This window comes from Streptomyces sp. NPDC002324 (assembly GCF_053593335.1).
Genome location: NZ_JBSFCF010000022.1, coordinates 1 through 15915, shown reverse-complemented (window position 1 = coordinate 15915; position 15915 = coordinate 1). Strand labels below are relative to the sequence as shown.

Below are 15915 nucleotides of genomic sequence, written 5' to 3'. Positions count from 1 at the left end.
TTCTCGTCCCGCTCTCCGTCGAAGGCTTCGGATGCTCGGCTGCTCGGCTGCTTCGATCGGTTCGTACAGGGGTGGTGATGCGTCAGACGACCGCGGTCAGTCCGCCGGCGACGGCGATCACCTGACCGTTGACGAAGTCGGACGCTGGTGCGGCGAGCCATACCAGCGTGCCGACCAGGTCCTCGACCGTGGCCCAGCGCCCGGCCGGGGTGCGGCCCCGGATCCACGAGTCGAAGGCCGGATCGTCCACCAGCGGGCGGGGCAGCTCCGTGACCACATAGCCCGGGGCGAGGGCGTTGACGGTCAGCCCTGATCCCGCCCACTCGGCGCACATGCTGCGGGTCAGCATGGCCAGGCCGCCCTTGGAAGCCGCGTAGGCGGCGATGCCGGGCCGGGCCAGCCAGGTCTGTACGGAGCAGACGTTGACGATCTTTCCGTGGCCTCGCCGGACCATCCCGGCGGCCACCGTGCGGCCGACGAGGAAGGCGCTCGTGAGGTTGGTGTGCAGCACCCGCTCGAAGTTCTCCGCGGAGATGTCCAGCATCGGTTCGCGGTGCTGCACCCCCGTGTTGTTGACGAGGATGTCCAGCGGGCCGGTGGCGTCCTCGATCTCCCGGATCGCCTGTCGTACGGCCTCCTCGTCGGTGACGTCGACGGCCGCCGTGTGCACCTTGGCACCGGTGGTCTCGGACAGCTTCTGCCGGGCGCGTTCCAGCGTCCCGGGATCGCGGCCGTTCAGGACGAGTTCCGCACCCGCCTCGGCCGGCCCGGTGGCGAGTGCGGCTCCGATGCCCTTGCTGGAGCCGGTCACCAGGGCCCGGCGGCCGGTGAGGTCGAACAGGGCGGGAGCCTTCACGGCCGCACCTCCAGGGGGGCGTAGTAGTGCATCAGTGCCGCGTTGTCGGCGTCGCCGTGGCCGGCCGCGCCGAGCCATCGATGCAGTTCGACCACGGCGGTGGTGATCGGAAGCGGTATGCCGGCGGACCGCGCGTGGTCGCGGGCGGCGTCGAGATCCTTGACCATGTTGCCGACGCGTCCGGTGGGGGAGAGGTCGGCCTCGGCGAACTTGACGAAGAACTCCTGGAGCAGAGCCGAGTCGGCCCTGCCTCCGGTGAGGGCGGTGAGCACCTGCCGGGGCGGCAGACCGGCCCTGCGTACCAGGGCGGCTGCCTCGGCGAGCGCGGCGAATCCGCAGCCGACCAGTACCTGGTTGACGGACTTCACCAGCTGACCGGAACCGGCAGGACCGAGGTGTGTCAGTCGCGAGGCCAGCGCGCCGAGGACGGGCCGGGCGCGTTGGACGTGCTCGGCCTCGCCGCCGAGCATCAGGCGCCAGGTTGACTGCCATCGGAAGGCCCATCGCGCCGAGCCCGACGAAGCCGACGGTGTCGGACCGGGAGGGCGGTGGGCTCACGGCCTGACCCCCGCCCGCGCGTGCCGGCCCGCGTCTTCCGCGAGCGCGCCCAGCCGTTCGGAGAGGTAGGGGTGAGCGAGCACAGCCCGGTTGACGACGAAGCGCGGCAGCCGGCCGGTCGCGACGTCCAGCACGGCCCGGACCGCGCTGCCGCCAATGCCCGCGGACATCTCGTCGGTCCAGGCCAGGCTGTGCGGACTGAGGACGACGTTGTCCATGCGCAGCAGCGGGTTGTCCGGATCGGGCGGCTCGGTCTCGAAGACGTCCAGGCCGGCGCCTCTGATGCGGCCCGCCCGCAGTGCGTCGATCAGTGCCGTCTCGTCGACGATCGGGCCGCGCGCGACATTGAGGAGGACGGCCGAGGGCCGCATCAGGGACAGCCGCCTGGCGTCCACCAGGTGATGGGTCTCCTCGGTCAGCACGCACATCACGATGACCGCGTCCGGCTCGGCCAGCACGGTGTCGGCGTCGACGAGACGTACGCCCAGTTCCGCGGCGGTCTCCGACGGACAGTAGGGGTCGTAGGCGATGATCTCGGTGTCGAACGGCCGGAGCAGTCCGACGAGGTCGCGGGCCGTGTTGCCGAGTCCGAGAAGGCCGATACGGCGGCCGGTGAGCCCGAGCCCCATCCACTGTTCCCGCTCGGCCCAGCGTCCCTGGCGTACCAGCCGGTCCTTGGCGGTCATGTGGTGCAGGAGCCCCAGCAGCATGGTGAGGGCGGCGGTGGCGACGGGCCGCCGGGCGCCGTCCGGGGTGATGGTCACGAGGGTGCCGTGCAGCGTGCAGGCGTCGAGGTCGACGGCGTCGTAGCCGACCCCGAAGCGGGCGAAGAGGACCGGGGGTCTGGTGAGGCCGGTGAAGGAGCGGGCGGTGACGGCGGGGGCCGCGAACAGGACGGCGTCGAGGCCGTCGATGTCCGGGGCGAGGAGTTCGTCGGTATCGCGCGGCAGGTAGTGCCAGTCGATCCCGGCGGCGTCCAGCTCGCCCAGCCGGATGTCGCCCCATACATTGCGCCCGTCCGCGTCGAGGAAGTCGCGGCTGAACCCGACGGTGAACGGGCCGCCGGCCGACGGGGGGCCCGCCATCACAGCACCGCGACCGGGTTGACGGGCGAGCCCGTGCCGCCGGGGATGTTCAGCGGCGCGACGACGAGCAGGAACTCGTACCGGCCCTGCGCCGCGCAGGCGGCGGACAGCGCCTCCAGGTCGAGATTGTCCAGGAGCGGTACGCCCATCGCGGTGATGGTGAGGGCGTGCACGGGGGAGTGCAGCCCCTCGACGGGCGAGGGCCGTACGTCGCTGTCGCCGTCACCGCCGAGCAGGGAGATCCCGCGCTCGGCCAGCAGGGGTACGGCGTCCACGTGGAAGCCGGCGCTCGCGTCGTCCGGGTTCCAGGGGCCGAGTTCGGCGCGCCGCCGGAAGTGGCCGGAACGCAGCAGCACCGCGTCGCCCTCGCCGATGCTCAAGCCCAGCGCCTTCTCCGCGGCGACGACGTCCTCGGCGTGCACGGCGGTGCCGGGCTCCAGCCAGTCGATGCCGAGGGCGGCGGGCAGGTCGATCAGTACGCCCCTGGTGACGAGGGGGCCCAGCGCGGAGACGGCGCCGAAGTGGGCGCCGGCGGCGTCGACCACCTCGCGGGCGGTGCGGCCGTCGTAGAGCTGACCGCGATAGGCGATGTGGGACAGCGCGTCGAGGTGACTGACGCCCTTGCCGTGGTAGTCGACGGCGATGAAGTCCTTGTGACAGGACGGTTCGGGGGCCTCGACGTCGCCGAGGTCGGACATGTAGTGCAGCGCGGGCTTACCGTTGTCGGGGCCGGGCACGGTGTTCCAGGGCAGGGCCATGGGGACGGTGACGCCGCTGCGGACCAGGGCGGTGGCCCGCTGGACGTGGGCGGGGGTGACCCGGTTCCACGCGCCGCGGTCGGCGGGGCTCCACGTGCCCCAGGTCCGTACGGCGGCGAAGAGGGAGTCGAACTCCTCACGCGACAGCGGGGGGCCGTTGTCGGGCGGAGGGGGCGGGGAGTCGGTCGGGCTGCTGGTCATGAGGTGCTCAGCGCTCCAGGGCTCGGAGGGTGTCGTCGGCCGGCCTACAAGGCGCGCTACGGTCGGCGGACTCGGCGAATCCCGACGCAAAGCGCGCGGCGACGGCATTGTCGTTCGGCGACAGACGAGAGACAATAACAACATGCTGAACTTCGAACAGAATGATGGGTGGAACCGACGGTGAGCGCAAGCGACCCGGGAAGCCTCGTCCCGGCGGTGACCCGAGCGGTGGCGATTCTCGACGTGCTCGGCGAGGCGGAAGGCCGCCCGCTGTCGGTCAGCGAGATCGCGCGTGCCCTGGACCTGCCCAAGTCCTCGACGGGCAATCTCTGCGCCTCCCTGGAGGCGGCGGGCATGATCACGCGCAACGGCGCGGGCTTCGCGCTCGGGCGCAAGCTGGTGGAGCTCGGCGGCCGGTATCTGTCCACGGTGGACCAGCTGCGCGACTTCTACGAGTTGTGCCGACGCAGCTCGCACATCTCGCAGGAGACCGCCCGGGTGGCCGTTCTCGACGGCCTGGACGTGCTGTACCTGGCCAGGTACGACGGCACCCAGCCGTTGCGGCTCACCGCCAACATCGGCGACCGTTTCCCCGCGAACTGCACGGCCACCGGCAAGGCCATCCTCTCCACGCTGGATCCGGCGGTGGCGGAGGACCGGCTTCGCGGCCGTACCCTGCCCGCGCTGAGTGAACGGTCCATCACCTCGGTGCCCGCACTGCTCCAGGACCTGGCCCGGGCCCGGGCCAGGGGTTACGCGGTCGACGACGAGGAGGCGACGGCGGGTGTGCTGTGTCTGGCCGTGCCGGTATCCGGTTTCCGCACCGACTCGGCGCCCTTCGCGATCAGCGTCACCGTGCTCAAGGCGCGGCTCGACGACGAGTTCCGTGCGGCACTTCTGAAGGATCTGCGCGCCATCGCGGCGGGCATGGAGAACCCCATGCTCCCGCGGGGGGCGTCCCAGGGGGGCCGATGAGGTGAGGCGGGCGCCCCGCCACCGCCTTGGGTGATCGTCGTCGCGGCGGCCGTACGGACATCTGTCCGTACGGCCGCCGCAACGTTCGGGCAACTCATGACAACGGGAGTATTGACCAACATGCTGTGCTGAGTTCAGGATGCTGGTCGAGCCGATGGATCGGTCCTCGGTCTGCAGAACCCGGAGAAGTCCGTGAACGACGCTCCCGACGACATAGCCGCCAGTTCTCGTCCCCCGGCGGGCGCGCGGCCTCCCGCCCGATCGTGACGATCCGCGGCCTGCGCAAGCGGTTCGGCGGCACTCTCGCGCTCGCCGATGTGGACCTCGACATCCACGCCGGCAGCGTCCTTGCCCTGTTGGGGCACAATGGTGCCGGAAAATCCACACTTATCAAGGTTCTCGCTGGTGTCTATCGCGCCGACGAGGGCCAGGTCACCGTCGCCGGCCACCCCCTCGGCTCCGGCGCCGCGAGCGCCGAGATGTCCTTCATCCACCAGGACCTGGGTCTCGTGGAATGGATGACCGTGGCCGAGAACGTCGCCCTGGGCACCGGCTACCCCCGCCGCGCCGGGCTCGTCTCCTGGCGGCAGGTACGTCGGCGCTGCACCGAGGCCCTGGAGATAGTCGCCGGGCACCTCGACCCGGACGCTGCCGTCGCCGACCTCACCCGCGCCGAGCTCCCTCGTGGCCATCGCCCGCGCGCTGGCCACCCGCGCCCGCCTCATCGTCCTCGACGAACCCACAGCCAGCCTCCCCGCCGCCGACTGCGCGAGGCTCTTCGACGTCCTGCACACCCTGCGCGACCGAGGCCATGCCATCGTCTACGTCAGCCACCGCCTCGACGAGGTGTACCAGGTGTCCGACCGCTACGCCGTCCTGCGCGACGGACACCTCATCAGCGAGGGCCTCCTCGCCGACCACGGCCCCGACCGGATCGTGCGCGACATCGTCGGCCACGAGCCGGAGAGCCACCGTCCCGCGGCTCCGCGCACCACCTTTGCCTCCGACTCCACCGTGCTGCGCATGTCCGGCGCCATCACCGAGGGCGCCGGCCCCGTCGATCTCGAACTGCGCGCCGGGGAAGTCCTCGGCATGGTCGGCCTCACCGGAGCCGGACACATGCACCTCGGCCGCGCCCTCGCCGGCGCCCGGCCCCTCACCGGCGGCCAGGTGCTCCTGGACGGCAGGCCCTACCGCCCCGGCTCGGTCTCCGCCGCCGTCGACGCGGGCATCGGCTTCGTCACCAGCAACCGGCAGGAGGAGGGCTGCGCCCTCGAACTCTCTGTCCGCGAGAACTTCCTGGCCAACCCCCGGGCAGACGCCCGCTCCCCGTGGCGCTGAGTCAACCCCAAGCGGGAACGCGCCCAGGCCAGGTCACTCGTCGAGCGGTTCGGCGTACGCCCCGGCGATCCCGAGGCCCCTATCGCCACCCTCTCCGGCGGCAACCAGCAGAAAATCATGATCGGCCGCTGGCTGCGCCTGAGCCGCCGCGTGGTGATCCTCGAGGAACCGACCGCCGGAGTCGACGTCGGCGCCAAGGCCGAGATCTACCGCCTCCTCGACGACGCCCTCGCCGAAGGACTCGCCGTCCTGCTCATCTCCGCCGACTTCGAGGAAGTCGCCGACGTCTGCCACCGCGCCCTGGTCTTCGTCCGGGGGGCGGTCACGGCCGAACTGTCCGGCGCGGCCCTCACCGTCACCGAACTCACCCATGCCGCGTCGGCCATGCCGGCGCTGACCGGAACGGGCAACCACTGATGGCCACCGAGACCACATCCTCCCGCCGCGATCAGGGAACCACGACCGGCAGCGACATCGACAGGAGCAAGCGCACGGACACCACATCCTCGGCCCGCCGGTCCAGCGGCAGCCGCGCACGCGGCCATCTGATCGGCACCTACGGACTGCTCACCCTCACCGTTCTGCTCTTCCTCGTCTTCTCCTTCGCCCTGCCGGACACGTTCCCGACCCTCGACAACATCTCCTCGATACTGTCCAACCAGTCGATCCCGGCCATGCTCGCCCTCGGTGCGATGATCCCCATCGTCACCGGCAAGTTCGACCTCTCCGTCGGCTACGGCCTCGGCCTCGCCCATGTGCTGACGATGCAGCTCATCGTCAACAACGGCTGGGCCTGGCCCATGGCCTGCCTGGTCGTCATCATCGGCGGCGGCATCATCGGAGTGTTCAACGGACTGCTCGTCGAGTTCGCCAAGATCGACTCCTTCATCGCCACCCTCGGCACCGGCAGCGTGCTGTACGCCTGCACCGGCTGGATCACCGACGGCGCCCGCATCGTCCCCGGCCCGCAGGGACTGCCCCCGGCCTTCACCGACCTGTACGACTCAAAACTCCTCGGCCTGCCCGTCCCCGCCTTCTACGTCCTCGGCCTCGCCGTCGTCCTCTGGCTGCTCCTGGAACGGCTGCCGCTCGGCCGCTACCTGTACCTCATCGGCTCCAACGCCCGAGCCGCCGACCTGGTCGGCATCCCCACCCGCCGCTACGGCATCTACGCCTTCGCCGGCTCCGGGCTCGTGGTCGGCTGCGCGGGCGTCCTGCTCGCCGCCCAGCAGCAGATCGGCAACCCCAGCGTCGGTATGGACTACCTGCTGCCCGCCTTCGTCGGAGCCCTGCTCGGGTCCACCGCCATCAAGCCCGGCCGCGCCAACGCCGCCGGCACGGTCGTCGCCGTCGCCATCCTCGCCATCGGCCTCGCCGGCATCCAGCAGATGGGGGCCGAATTCTGGGCCACCTCCCTGTTCCACGGCGGCACCCTCCTCCTCGCCGTCGGCCTGGCCGGCTACTCCGCCCGCCGCAGGCTGCGCGCAGGCGCCAACGCCACCCGCACGTCACTGTCCGAGCCGTCGTCGTCCGCCGCGCCGTCCGCCTCCGTGCAGACGTCCCTCTCCTCCGCGGAATCCACACCCCCGTCACCGGCCGCGACACCGGAGTAATCCGCACCGCCGCGCCCCTTCACGTCGAGGCGTCCGACCCCACCTCCATCCCCTCGATACGCCCCCGCTGCTTTCCTCCCCTCCCCGTACGTCATTCAAGGAGCCGTCCGTGTCGCACCACCACACCCGCAAGGCGACGCTGAGAACCGTGGCCGCCCTCGCCGTGGTCACCGCCTTCGCCGCAGGCTGCACCCGAGGGTCCCAGTCCGGCACCGCCGGCACCGCGGCCGACACCATGGGCGGCTGCCTCGCCGTCCTCGCCAAGGCGTTCCTCAGCGGCGAGAACCGCTTCCTCGGCCTGGGCCCCCATGGTCATGGCCGATAGGTATCCGGCTCCTGTCACGACTCGCCGGGTGGATCGGGCGAGGATGCGGTGGTCGACCTCCCCAGGCGTTCCGCCGCATCCCCGGCCGATCTTCCGCCGTCTACCCGCTGGCTGCCGCGCCACTCCTACTCCGGCGCATCAAGATCACATACTGCTTGGTTGGCGGCCGTCAGATGGGTACGCCCGCCGTCCGGCAACGGTGTGCCCTGGTCACTCGATGTGGACGGGTGCCGGGGACCATGCGGGAGGCAGTGGCTCAGCCGGATCTCCGGTCACCAGCAGCGGGTAGCGGAACCGCCACCACCGCGCGTGCTCTGTCATCGGGCTCCGGCTCGTACCGAACGGCTCTGTCGGTCCCGTGGCCACGTGGAAGCGCGCGTCCAGGGCGTCGAGTTCGGCCTGACGGTGCCTGCGTACCCGCTCGGTCAGGATCGGCCAGGCGTCGTGGAGCCAGTCGCGATCGGCGATGTCATGGGAGAACTCCCAGGCCCACATCGTGTCGAAGCCCTCCTCGACGTCCGCCACGAACTCCGCCCACGCCTCCATGCGGGCGTTCAGGCTCAGGACGCTGTGGTAACGCGTGGACAGCAGCCGCGTGGCACGATGAACCGACGCGTAGTCCTCGGCGTCCAGCAACTCACTCTCCATGCCCTGCAGCCTCGCAGGAGAGCGCACCGTCGTCACCTCAATACCGCCGACGACCCCAGCCGCCGGGCTCGGGAACCCGCGTACCTGACAGGCGCACCCGTTGGATCCGCCCAGGAGCCAGCCCGAAGCCGGCGTCCGGACCTGGGCTGAGGAGGGGTGCCAGGGGGAGCGACGCCGCCATCAAAGTCGATGATCGTTGTCTCAGCCGTGGTCACGAATCGTCAATCGTGCCGGGACGGCCGGTCCGTGGGCACAGGGCAACGCTGTCACCTGCCCGCCCCTGCGGCGTCAGCCCACCGATTGATCACCCGCGCGACATCGGCCCACAGGCCTACGCCCTCGGGCCGATGGGGTCTGCGGCCGACCTCCTGGCGCCAGGTCAGCGGCCGGCTCACCGCACCATGGCAAGAGGGAAGGCCACCGACTGCACCTGCAGCGGAACATCCGCCATCGCCCGCCCCGTCGACCGCGACGGCACCAATCCGCCAGGCGTACGTCTTCCATGGGACGGTCACCGTGGCTGCGATCCGCCTATGGCTCCGTACGCAGTGAAACGCCTCGTTCAGAGCTTGTCAGCACCTGGGTAGTGGCGACGCAGTTCGCTGAGCACGCGCGCGTCGACAGCCCTGACGTCCCCGGATGAGCTGTCGAACTCGGTCTACCAGGGTGAGCGGGTGTCGCGGCGTGCTTCTGGGGTCTGCTCGGGCAGAGCCGTGTCCTGGTCGGTGCGTAGCAGCATGCCCGGGTCGGGTTCGCAGTCCTCGTTGGGCGGTGCCGGCTGGTGGAAACGCTCGGTGCGCGCAATGGTGATTTCCACCAGTCGGCCCTCGTGGAACATCCATAGCCCGAAGCAGTCGTCGTCCTGGTCGCGAAGCAGAACTTGCACCGTATGCGGATGCGGCCACGGCAGCGACTCCAGGTGCCTGAGCAGACCCTTGCGGGCATGCATTTTCTCGAACTCCAGGGCCCACCCGAACTCGTAACCCCAGTGCCCCGCTATAGGGACGAAGCGACCTCGCCACGTGCGTTCCGGGTCCTCCTGGGTCAGCGGTTCCATCACCTCGTCCGACCAGCGGGCGAGCACGATGACCTCTGCGTCTCTACTCATGTCGGAGTATCACCGCATCCGCCTGATCCACCGCAACCAAATTCCTCAAGGACCATGACGACGACGAGAGCGATGAGGGCCGCTCGGACTGACCGTCACAGCGGCAGGACGTCCGTGAGGCTCCACCCTGGTCGGCCCACGCGGAAGTGGTGGCACGGGCGCAGGCAGAAGCGGCGCGACCGCAGCGCGCGAGCCGCATGAGGCTGCGGGCGGCGCCGCCGCGCCGGGCGTCAGCAGGCGCGTGTCACTGCGGCGTGCAGTGCGCGCACACCAGACCTGCGGGTGCCGGTCGGCGCTTTCGATAACGATGTCGCTGATCGCTGATCGCTGATCGCTGATCGCTGATCGCTGATCGCGGACCTGGCCGGGACTCGCCCTATGAGCGTCCGGGAGGGGGTGGGCGGCCTGTTCGGGCCGTTGCCAGGCACACCAGGTACGCGCGATGTCGGTGCCCGGGCGGGCCCAGCGCTCGGCGGTCGGGAGCTGCTCGGGCCGCAGGTTCTTCCCGGCATCGAGTGCGGCGCGGGCGTCGCCGAGTAGCGGGCCGACCGTGTGGGTGCGCGAGTGCCCAGTGCACGCCGACCATGTGCACGTCGACGGCGGCCTGGCTGATCGCGAATGGCCGGCCCGGCGGAACCACCGGCGACAGACGGCGTGCGGCGCGTCGGGCCTCCTCTGCCATCGCCCTGGCCTCGGCACGCTGCCCGGCCCGGGCGGCGGTGAGGCCAGGGTGCAAAGGCTGGTCTTGACTGACATCTGATCGGCAGGGTGACTTTGGGTACTTCGACGAGGGCGGCCGAGGGCTACTGCTCGTCGCTCGGCTCACCCAGGGCTGGAGTACCCGGCACAGCGCCAACGCCAGGAACATCTCGTGCGCGCAGGCCTTCCCCCCGAATCGGGCTGAGACGGGAGCCGCCGCCCGCTTCGGCAGACCGCGTGTTCAGGATCCCTGGGTGATCGTCTTTTCTCGCATCATGTTCTCCAGCTCCTCGTCGGACAGCGGGTGCAGTGTGTTCAGCAGGTGGCGCAGGCCGGGTTCGTCGAGGGACTGGCTGGAGACCTCGACCTCCGCGCCGCGGTGCTCGCGGATCAGTCTGATGTGGTGGCCGTCGTCGGGGAGAGCACTGACCACCCGGATCTCGCCGCGTTCGTCCATGGTGCAGGTCACGCCCTTCTGCACGAGCAGAGCGCATGTCGCTTTCGGCGTGTGCGGCGAGCGGACTGTCAGGTTCACGTATCCGCCCTGATCCGGCTCGACCGGGAGGTAGTCGACGCTGAACTGGCCGCCTCCCACCACAGCCTGGGAGACCCGCATCCCCGGCGGGGTGTCTCCCACATACAGCAGCTCGGGACGCTCCCGGTACCGCGCGACCTCGGTAGCGTGCCGACGCTGCTCCGCCTGCTCCGGACCGACCAGGCCCCCGTAGACCACGCATGCCGCCAGCACGGCGATCGCCCCCAGCCGCACCCGCTGGCTCGGTACGAAGAACGCCGCGGCCACGGCGTACGGCAATCCGGTCAGCGCGATCCGCATGCCCGCGCTCCCCAGGTCGACCTCCCCGCCGTAGGCGGCCAGGCCGGCCAGGACGCCGAGCGTGCCGAGGACGAACACCAGGACCGCCCAGCCGAATCGACGCGGCGTGGAATCGCACAGCGGCACGACCGTCCGCGCGGGGAGGCCCGCCGTGGCCAGCAGGATCACCGTCAGCGGCACGCCCAGAGCGAAGGCCGAGACGACCGCCCCGTCGCCGCCGCCCCAGCCGGCCATCAGCAGCCCGAATCCGAATACCGGCATCGCGGCCGCCATCGTCGCCCAGACCAGAAGGAGATGAAGTGCTGTCAGTGCGCCTCTGCCACTCGTCATGCCAGAAGGCTGCCAGCCCGTGTTCCGGCGGACATGAGTACAACTACTCAGTACATTCACCTCCCTCATCGGCGGTGTGCAGGCGGAAAGCACCCGCCGCGTCGGCGGCCTGCGATTCGGACGCGGCCTACGCGGCCCCGGTGTCGACGGTCGGGGCGAGCGGGACCAGCTCTTCGCCGAGACCGAGCCGGAGGCCGCGTTCTGCCCGCGAGGGCGGCGGGATCGTCGCCGTCCGGTACGCGGCTGAAGCCGCTGGGCCGCCCCCGTCCGCTCCGCCGGGCAGGGTCCGGGAGTTACGGAACAGGGACAACTCGGTGCAACCGTCCCCCACCCGTCCGCGTCTCCGCTCCTGCCCAGCGGGAATGCCGGGCCATGGTGCGACGGAGAGTGACGAGTGAACCGATCCAAGGGATGGGCGAGACGGGTGTCCCGGATGGCCGCCGCAGGGCTGGTCGCGGGGCTGGTCGTGGCCTGCGGGCCGAAGGACTCGGCTGCGGGGGAAGCGGCCGTGAGCGGGAAGCCGGACAAGACGTCGAAGCCGGCGACCGCCACACCGGCCAAGACGCCCAACAGCCCTGGGAAGACACCCGACAGCCCGGGGAAGACACCCGGAACCCCCACCACGCCTCCGTCCCCGAAGCCGAGCGGTACGGCACCCGGCGGCGCCAAGGCCCTGACCTGCGAGCAGCTGAGGAACGCGTCTCTGGACGGCGGAGGGCTGGAGGGATACGGCATCTCGGGAGCCGCCCTCAGCGCAGGACGCTGGGAGGGCGCGGACGGTGTCGTGATCGAGTTGCAGCCGCAGTGCGCGATCGGTGACATCGCCGGGGACAGCGCGCCCGACGCCGTGGGAGCCCTGAAGATCTCGACCGGCGGCACCGGAAAGTTCTACACGCTGGTGACTTGGCGCAACGACGGCGGCACCCCCGTCCCCGCGGCCGCCGCCGAGCTCGGCGACCGTACGCCTGTGGTCTCCATCGACTTCCCGTCCGGCGGGGCACCACGACAGGTGACCGTCGTCTACCGCACTCGCGGCGATGACGACCCGGCGGCCGTCGTCACCCTCACCCGTACCGCTGTGTACCAGGTCAGCGAGCCCACCATGGTGGAACTGCACCACAGCGACGCCCCGTACACGCCGTAGCGAATTCGAGCTCGTGCGGCCGGCCGGGGGCAGGCATGGCGCCTGCGCGCCAACGCCCGAGCGTACCGATCCGTCGGCCGGGACGGCTCCGTTCGAGGAAGTGGGAGACGCTGCTGGTGTCAGGGGGACGTCAGAGGGCTGGAGGTCGGGTCATGCGCGGTGCCAGCGGGCGGGGTGCCGCCACCGGCCGGAACTGTCGCGGGCGATATCGACGCTGACTTCCAGACGGACGGTGCGGCTGATGTACTGAAGGTCCCCGTGGTCGTCGTACTGCCGAGCAGCGGCGTGCGGGGATCGACCGGGGACCGGTGACCGAACATGATGATCGCCTCGTGCGTTCTTGCAGGCCACCTCTTCCATCCAGACCGACGCCCACCTCAGTCACTCGCGCACGACGTCAGCCTGGGTGGTCGACGGGCACAGGGCCCATGGTGCCGACAACCTCCGCGTGGCGAACTCCGACTCCGGCGCGGCCCGGCGCCGGTACGGCCACCCGGTCGCGTCCCTCCCGGACCGCAGGGGATCAAATACGACGAAGTGGGCCGGGCCACTTCATCGCTGCTCGGTCCGCACCAGCTCCGTGGCCGGGCAAGCTGGTTCTGCAACCGTGCGAACGCGAGGCGGCCCGCGGTGTCCCATGCGATCAGCTTGCCGTCCAGCGCGCGGTCGCATCCGACATCTGCGCGACGCCGGGCACGATCTCCGGGACGGCGCGCAGCTCTGGCGGAGCTGTTCACTGCCGAGCGGGTTCGCCGCCGTACTCCAGGGCTCATGGCGGAGCGGGCCTGGGAGTGGGCCGCCAAGCGCTCACGCGTCGCACTCCCGGCCGCTTGCGGCTTCCCGCGGGCGGAAGTCGAGTGGGTTACGCGGCTGCGGGGCCTGGCCATCGAGACCGGACTGATGACCAGCGGCGCGGACGTGGCGGCAGCTCCCGCCTGTGTTCGGTCCGGCCTGGCAGACGGTGTACCGGAGGTTCACACAGTGGAGCCAGGACCGGGTCTGGGGCCGGCTCCACCGCGTGGTCCTGGATGAACTCGGTGCCCGGGGTGAGCTGGACTGGTCCCGGTGCGCGATCGATTCGGTCAGCATCCGTGCCGTAAAAGAGGGGATGCTGTCGGGACCGAATCCGACCGATCGTGGCAAGTCGGGATCGAAGATTCATCTGCTCACCGACCGGAACGGGACGCCGCTGTCGCTGGGCATCTCCGGAGCCAACATGCACGACAGCCAGGCCCTGGAACCGCTTGTGCGCGGCATCCCGCCCATCCGCTCCCGCCGCGGACCTCGACGCAGACGCCCGGCGAAACTGCATGCGGACAAGGGCTACGACTACAAGCACCTGCGACGATGGCTCCGCAGCCGCGGCATACGCCACCGCATCGCCCGCAAGGGCATCGAGCCCTCGCAGCGGCTCGGCCGTCATCGATGGGTCGTTGAACGTACGGTTTCCTGGCTTGGCGGATGCCGTCGTCTGCACCGCCGCTACGAACGCAAGCCCGAGCACTTCCTCGCCTTCGTCGGCATAGCCGCCGCTCTCATCTGCCACCGGCGCCTCACCACATGAACGGTGGAGAGGCGTTGTGGCGTCTGCGGGATCAGTCGGTGGTGAAGCTGGACAGTGTCGCGGCCGGGTAGCGGCTGCCCGCCGAGCCGTGGGGGAGGATCTCGGTGATGTCGGCCAGGTCGGCGTCGGTGAGCTGGACGCTGTCCGCGCCGGCGTTCTCCTCGAGACGCCTGGCACTGCGGGTGCCGGGGATGGGCACGACGTCCTGACCCTGGGCGAGGAGCCAGGCCAGCGCGAGTTGGGCGGTGGTGATGCCCCTGGCCGCGGCGAGTTCCTTGAGCTGTTCGGTGGCGCGGAGGTTGTAGGTGTAGTTCTCGCCCTGCCAGCGCTCGTCCCAGCTGCGCATGTCGTCCGCGGGGTATTCGCTCGCGGGCTTGACCGCTCCGGTCAGGAAGCCTCGGCCGAGCGGGGAGTAGGGCACCAGGCCGATGCCGAGCTCCCGCAGGACGGGGAGGATCTCCTCCTGCACCTCGCGCTCGAAGAGGGAGTACTCGTACTGGAGGGCGGAGACCGGGGTGACGGCGTGGGCTCGGCGGATGTACTGGGGGCCGACGTTGCTCAGGCCGAAGTACCTGACCTTGCCCTCGGTGATCAGTTCACCGACGGCGCCCGCGACTTCCTCGGCGGGGACGTTGGGGTCGGAGATGTGCTGGTAGAACAGGTCGATGTGGGCGGTCTGCAGGTGGCGCAGGCTGTTTTCGGCGACCTCGCGGATGTTCTCGGGGCGGCTGTTGAAGCCGGAACCGAGCGGCTGGGAGGTCATGTCGAAGCCGAATTTGGTGGCCAGGACCACCTCGTCGCGGAAGTCCCGGACAGCTTTGCCCAGCAGGATCTCGTTGCTGCCAGTACCGGCGCCGTACAGCTCGGCGGTGTCGAAGAAGTCGATCCCGAGTTCGTGGGCGCGATGGATGGTCGCGGTGCCCTCGTCATCGTTCGAGGTGCCGTAGGCCATGGACATGCCCATGACGCCGAGACCGAGCGCCGAGACGCGCAGGCCCTGAGAGCCCAGGTTGCGGAGCTGCATGAGTTCATTTCCTCCGTGCTTGTCGGCCCCACCCCGAACGGGTCGAACCGAACTGTTCGGTTTTAACGTTACGCGCAGATGCCCTGCAGCGCCAAACCAAACCGTTCGGTGCTTTATCCTGGGGTTATGTCCCATTCCCCCGACTCCGGCCAGGCACCAGCGCACGCTGCTGCTTCTGGCAGCAGCGACACCACGCGCGAGCGGATCCTCGCCGCTGCCATGGAGGAGTTCGCCCGCCACGGCATCGCCGGCGCCCGCGTCGACCGCATGGCCAAACTGGCCCGGACCAGCAAGGAGCGGGTCTACGCCTACTTCCGCAGCAAGGAAGCGCTCTACGCCCATGTCGCCGCGCGAGAGCTCTCCGTCATCGCCGAAGCCACCCAGATAGACCCGTCCGACCTTCCCGGCTACGCGGGCCGGCTGTTCGACTACTTCACCGCCCGCCCGGACCATCACCGCCTGATCACCTGGGGTCGCCTCGAACTGGCTGACGCTGCGGCCACAGAAGCCGATCCCACCCGGGCGGTCATCACCCGCAAGCTCGACCAACTGCGCCAGGCTCAGCAGGCCGGGCAACTCAGTCCCGCCTGGGACCCGGCCGACGTCCTCGCCCTGGTCAACCAGATCGCCACTACTTGGGCAGCCCAACCCGAACTCGCCGAAGCCGCGGCCGAGCACGCCACAGACTCCTCCACCGCGGCCCGCCGCGCCGCCGTGGTGACCGCAGTCGAGCAGCTATTCCCCCGAGCGGTCTGACTAGTGCCGCATCAGGCAACGTTCGCCCTGTCGACCACTGCTCGTAGCCGTTGATCGTCGGCGTGACGGTTTCGCCAGATGATGTAGCGGCGGAT

At 70.3% G+C, this 15915-nt stretch carries 13 protein-coding genes and 3 pseudogenes; 7 read left to right on the top strand and 9 right to left on the bottom strand.

Annotated features, from left to right (window positions below; all coding sequences use genetic code 11):
• Positions 1–82: 82 nt before the first annotated feature.
• The 4 genes from ACWCRJ_RS26200 to ACWCRJ_RS26185 form a co-directional block, all read right to left on the bottom strand.
• On the bottom strand, positions 83–856 hold the full coding sequence (locus ACWCRJ_RS26200; RefSeq protein WP_450941585.1) for an SDR family NAD(P)-dependent oxidoreductase: 774 nt from the start codon (positions 854–856) through the stop codon (positions 83–85).
• Positions 853–1326 (bottom strand): NAD(P)-dependent oxidoreductase, encoded by a 474-nt coding sequence (locus ACWCRJ_RS26195; RefSeq protein ID WP_450941584.1) that lies wholly within the window; start codon positions 1324–1326, stop codon positions 853–855. Before ACWCRJ_RS26195 ends, ACWCRJ_RS26200 begins: the two co-directional genes overlap by 4 nt.
• Positions 1327–1410: 84 nt before the next feature.
• Positions 1411–2499, bottom strand: coding sequence for an NAD(P)-dependent oxidoreductase (locus tag ACWCRJ_RS26190; RefSeq protein ID WP_450941583.1), 1089 nt, complete (start codon positions 2497–2499; stop codon positions 1411–1413).
• Positions 2499–3458, bottom strand: a complete 960-nt coding sequence (locus ACWCRJ_RS26185; protein ID WP_450941582.1) for a cyclase family protein — start codon at positions 3456–3458, stop codon at positions 2499–2501. The genes ACWCRJ_RS26190 and ACWCRJ_RS26185 overlap by 1 nt, the downstream gene beginning before the upstream one ends.
• 180 nt (positions 3459–3638) lie before the next feature.
• Here ACWCRJ_RS26185 and ACWCRJ_RS26180 point away from each other — a divergent pair, with 180 nt between their 5' ends.
• The 4 genes and pseudogenes from ACWCRJ_RS26180 (at position 3639) to ACWCRJ_RS26165 (ending at position 7712) form a co-directional block, all read left to right on the top strand.
• Positions 3639–4433: an IclR family transcriptional regulator gene (locus tag ACWCRJ_RS26180; RefSeq protein WP_450941581.1), complete on the top strand. Its 795-nt coding sequence runs from the start codon at positions 3639–3641 to the stop codon at positions 4431–4433.
• Between the two features lie 263 nt (positions 4434–4696).
• Positions 4697–6191 (top strand): annotated as a pseudogene (locus ACWCRJ_RS26175) (sugar ABC transporter ATP-binding protein).
• Positions 6191–7387, top strand: coding sequence for an ABC transporter permease (locus ACWCRJ_RS26170; RefSeq protein ID WP_450941580.1), 1197 nt, complete (start codon positions 6191–6193; stop codon positions 7385–7387). Before ACWCRJ_RS26175 ends, ACWCRJ_RS26170 begins: the two are co-directional and overlap by 1 nt.
• A gap of 109 nt (positions 7388–7496) precedes the next feature.
• Positions 7497–7712 (top strand): hypothetical protein, encoded by a 216-nt coding sequence (locus ACWCRJ_RS26165; RefSeq protein WP_450941579.1) that lies wholly within the window; start codon positions 7497–7499, stop codon positions 7710–7712.
• A 210-nt stretch (positions 7713–7922) separates the two neighbouring features.
• Here the strand turns inward: ACWCRJ_RS26165 and ACWCRJ_RS26160 are convergent, their stop codons facing one another.
• From ACWCRJ_RS26160 to ACWCRJ_RS26150, 3 genes are all read right to left on the bottom strand, one after another.
• On the bottom strand, positions 7923–8360 hold the full coding sequence (locus tag ACWCRJ_RS26160) for a hypothetical protein (RefSeq protein WP_450941578.1): 438 nt from the start codon (positions 8358–8360) through the stop codon (positions 7923–7925).
• 658 nt (positions 8361–9018) lie between these two features.
• Complete coding sequence (locus tag ACWCRJ_RS26155; RefSeq protein WP_450941577.1) at positions 9019–9468, bottom strand: hypothetical protein; 450 nt, start codon at positions 9466–9468, stop codon at positions 9019–9021.
• A gap of 940 nt (positions 9469–10408) precedes the next feature.
• Positions 10409–11332: a hypothetical protein gene (locus ACWCRJ_RS26150; protein WP_450941576.1), complete on the bottom strand. Its 924-nt coding sequence runs from the start codon at positions 11330–11332 to the stop codon at positions 10409–10411.
• Between the two features lie 433 nt (positions 11333–11765).
• Between ACWCRJ_RS26150 and ACWCRJ_RS26145 the strand changes: the two genes are divergently transcribed.
• Together ACWCRJ_RS26145 and ACWCRJ_RS26140 are read left to right on the top strand one after the other, a co-directional pair.
• On the top strand, positions 11766–12476 hold the full coding sequence (locus ACWCRJ_RS26145; RefSeq protein ID WP_450941575.1) for a hypothetical protein: 711 nt from the start codon (positions 11766–11768) through the stop codon (positions 12474–12476).
• Between the two features lie 916 nt (positions 12477–13392).
• A pseudogene (locus ACWCRJ_RS26140) lies at positions 13393–14040 on the top strand (IS5 family transposase); the annotation flags it as partial.
• A 31-nt stretch (positions 14041–14071) separates the two neighbouring features.
• Here the strand turns inward: ACWCRJ_RS26140 and ACWCRJ_RS26135 are convergent.
• Positions 14072–15064, bottom strand: a complete 993-nt coding sequence (locus tag ACWCRJ_RS26135) for an aldo/keto reductase (protein ID WP_450941574.1) — start codon at positions 15062–15064, stop codon at positions 14072–14074.
• Between the two features lie 126 nt (positions 15065–15190).
• On the opposite strand from ACWCRJ_RS26135, the gene ACWCRJ_RS26130 reads away from it, so the two are divergent.
• Positions 15191–15820, top strand: coding sequence for a TetR family transcriptional regulator (locus ACWCRJ_RS26130; RefSeq protein ID WP_450941573.1), 630 nt, complete (start codon positions 15191–15193; stop codon positions 15818–15820).
• Positions 15821–15831: 11 nt separating this feature from the next.
• On the opposite strand, the pseudogene ACWCRJ_RS26125 reads toward ACWCRJ_RS26130, so the two are convergent.
• Positions 15832–15915: pseudogene (locus tag ACWCRJ_RS26125) on the bottom strand (transposase); the annotation flags it as partial.

Excerpts from the sequence above, each read along its gene's own strand:
- ACWCRJ_RS26190 (WP_450941583.1), bottom strand. The coding sequence starts at position 2,499 with ATGGCGGGCCCCCCGTCGGCCGGCGGCCCGTTCACCGTCGGGTTCAGC.
- ACWCRJ_RS26160 (WP_450941578.1), bottom strand. The coding sequence starts at position 8,360 with ATGGAGAGTGAGTTGCTGGACGCCGAGGACTACGCGTCGGTTCATCGT.
- ACWCRJ_RS26170 (WP_450941580.1), top strand. The coding sequence starts at position 6,191 with ATGGCCACCGAGACCACATCCTCCCGCCGCGATCAGGGAACCACGACC.
- ACWCRJ_RS26135 (WP_450941574.1), bottom strand. The coding sequence starts at position 15,064 with ATGCAGCTCCGCAACCTGGGCTCTCAGGGCCTGCGCGTCTCGGCGCTC.
- ACWCRJ_RS26185 (WP_450941582.1), bottom strand. The coding sequence starts at position 3,458 with ATGACCAGCAGCCCGACCGACTCCCCGCCCCCTCCGCCCGACAACGGC.
- ACWCRJ_RS26130 (WP_450941573.1), top strand. The coding sequence starts at position 15,191 with ATGTCCCATTCCCCCGACTCCGGCCAGGCACCAGCGCACGCTGCTGCT.
- ACWCRJ_RS26150 (WP_450941576.1), bottom strand. The coding sequence starts at position 11,332 with ATGACGAGTGGCAGAGGCGCACTGACAGCACTTCATCTCCTTCTGGTC.
- ACWCRJ_RS26195 (WP_450941584.1), bottom strand. The coding sequence starts at position 1,326 with ATGCTCGGCGGCGAGGCCGAGCACGTCCAACGCGCCCGGCCCGTCCTC.
- ACWCRJ_RS26155 (WP_450941577.1), bottom strand. The coding sequence starts at position 9,468 with ATGAGTAGAGACGCAGAGGTCATCGTGCTCGCCCGCTGGTCGGACGAG.
- ACWCRJ_RS26145 (WP_450941575.1), top strand. The coding sequence starts at position 11,766 with ATGGCCGCCGCAGGGCTGGTCGCGGGGCTGGTCGTGGCCTGCGGGCCG.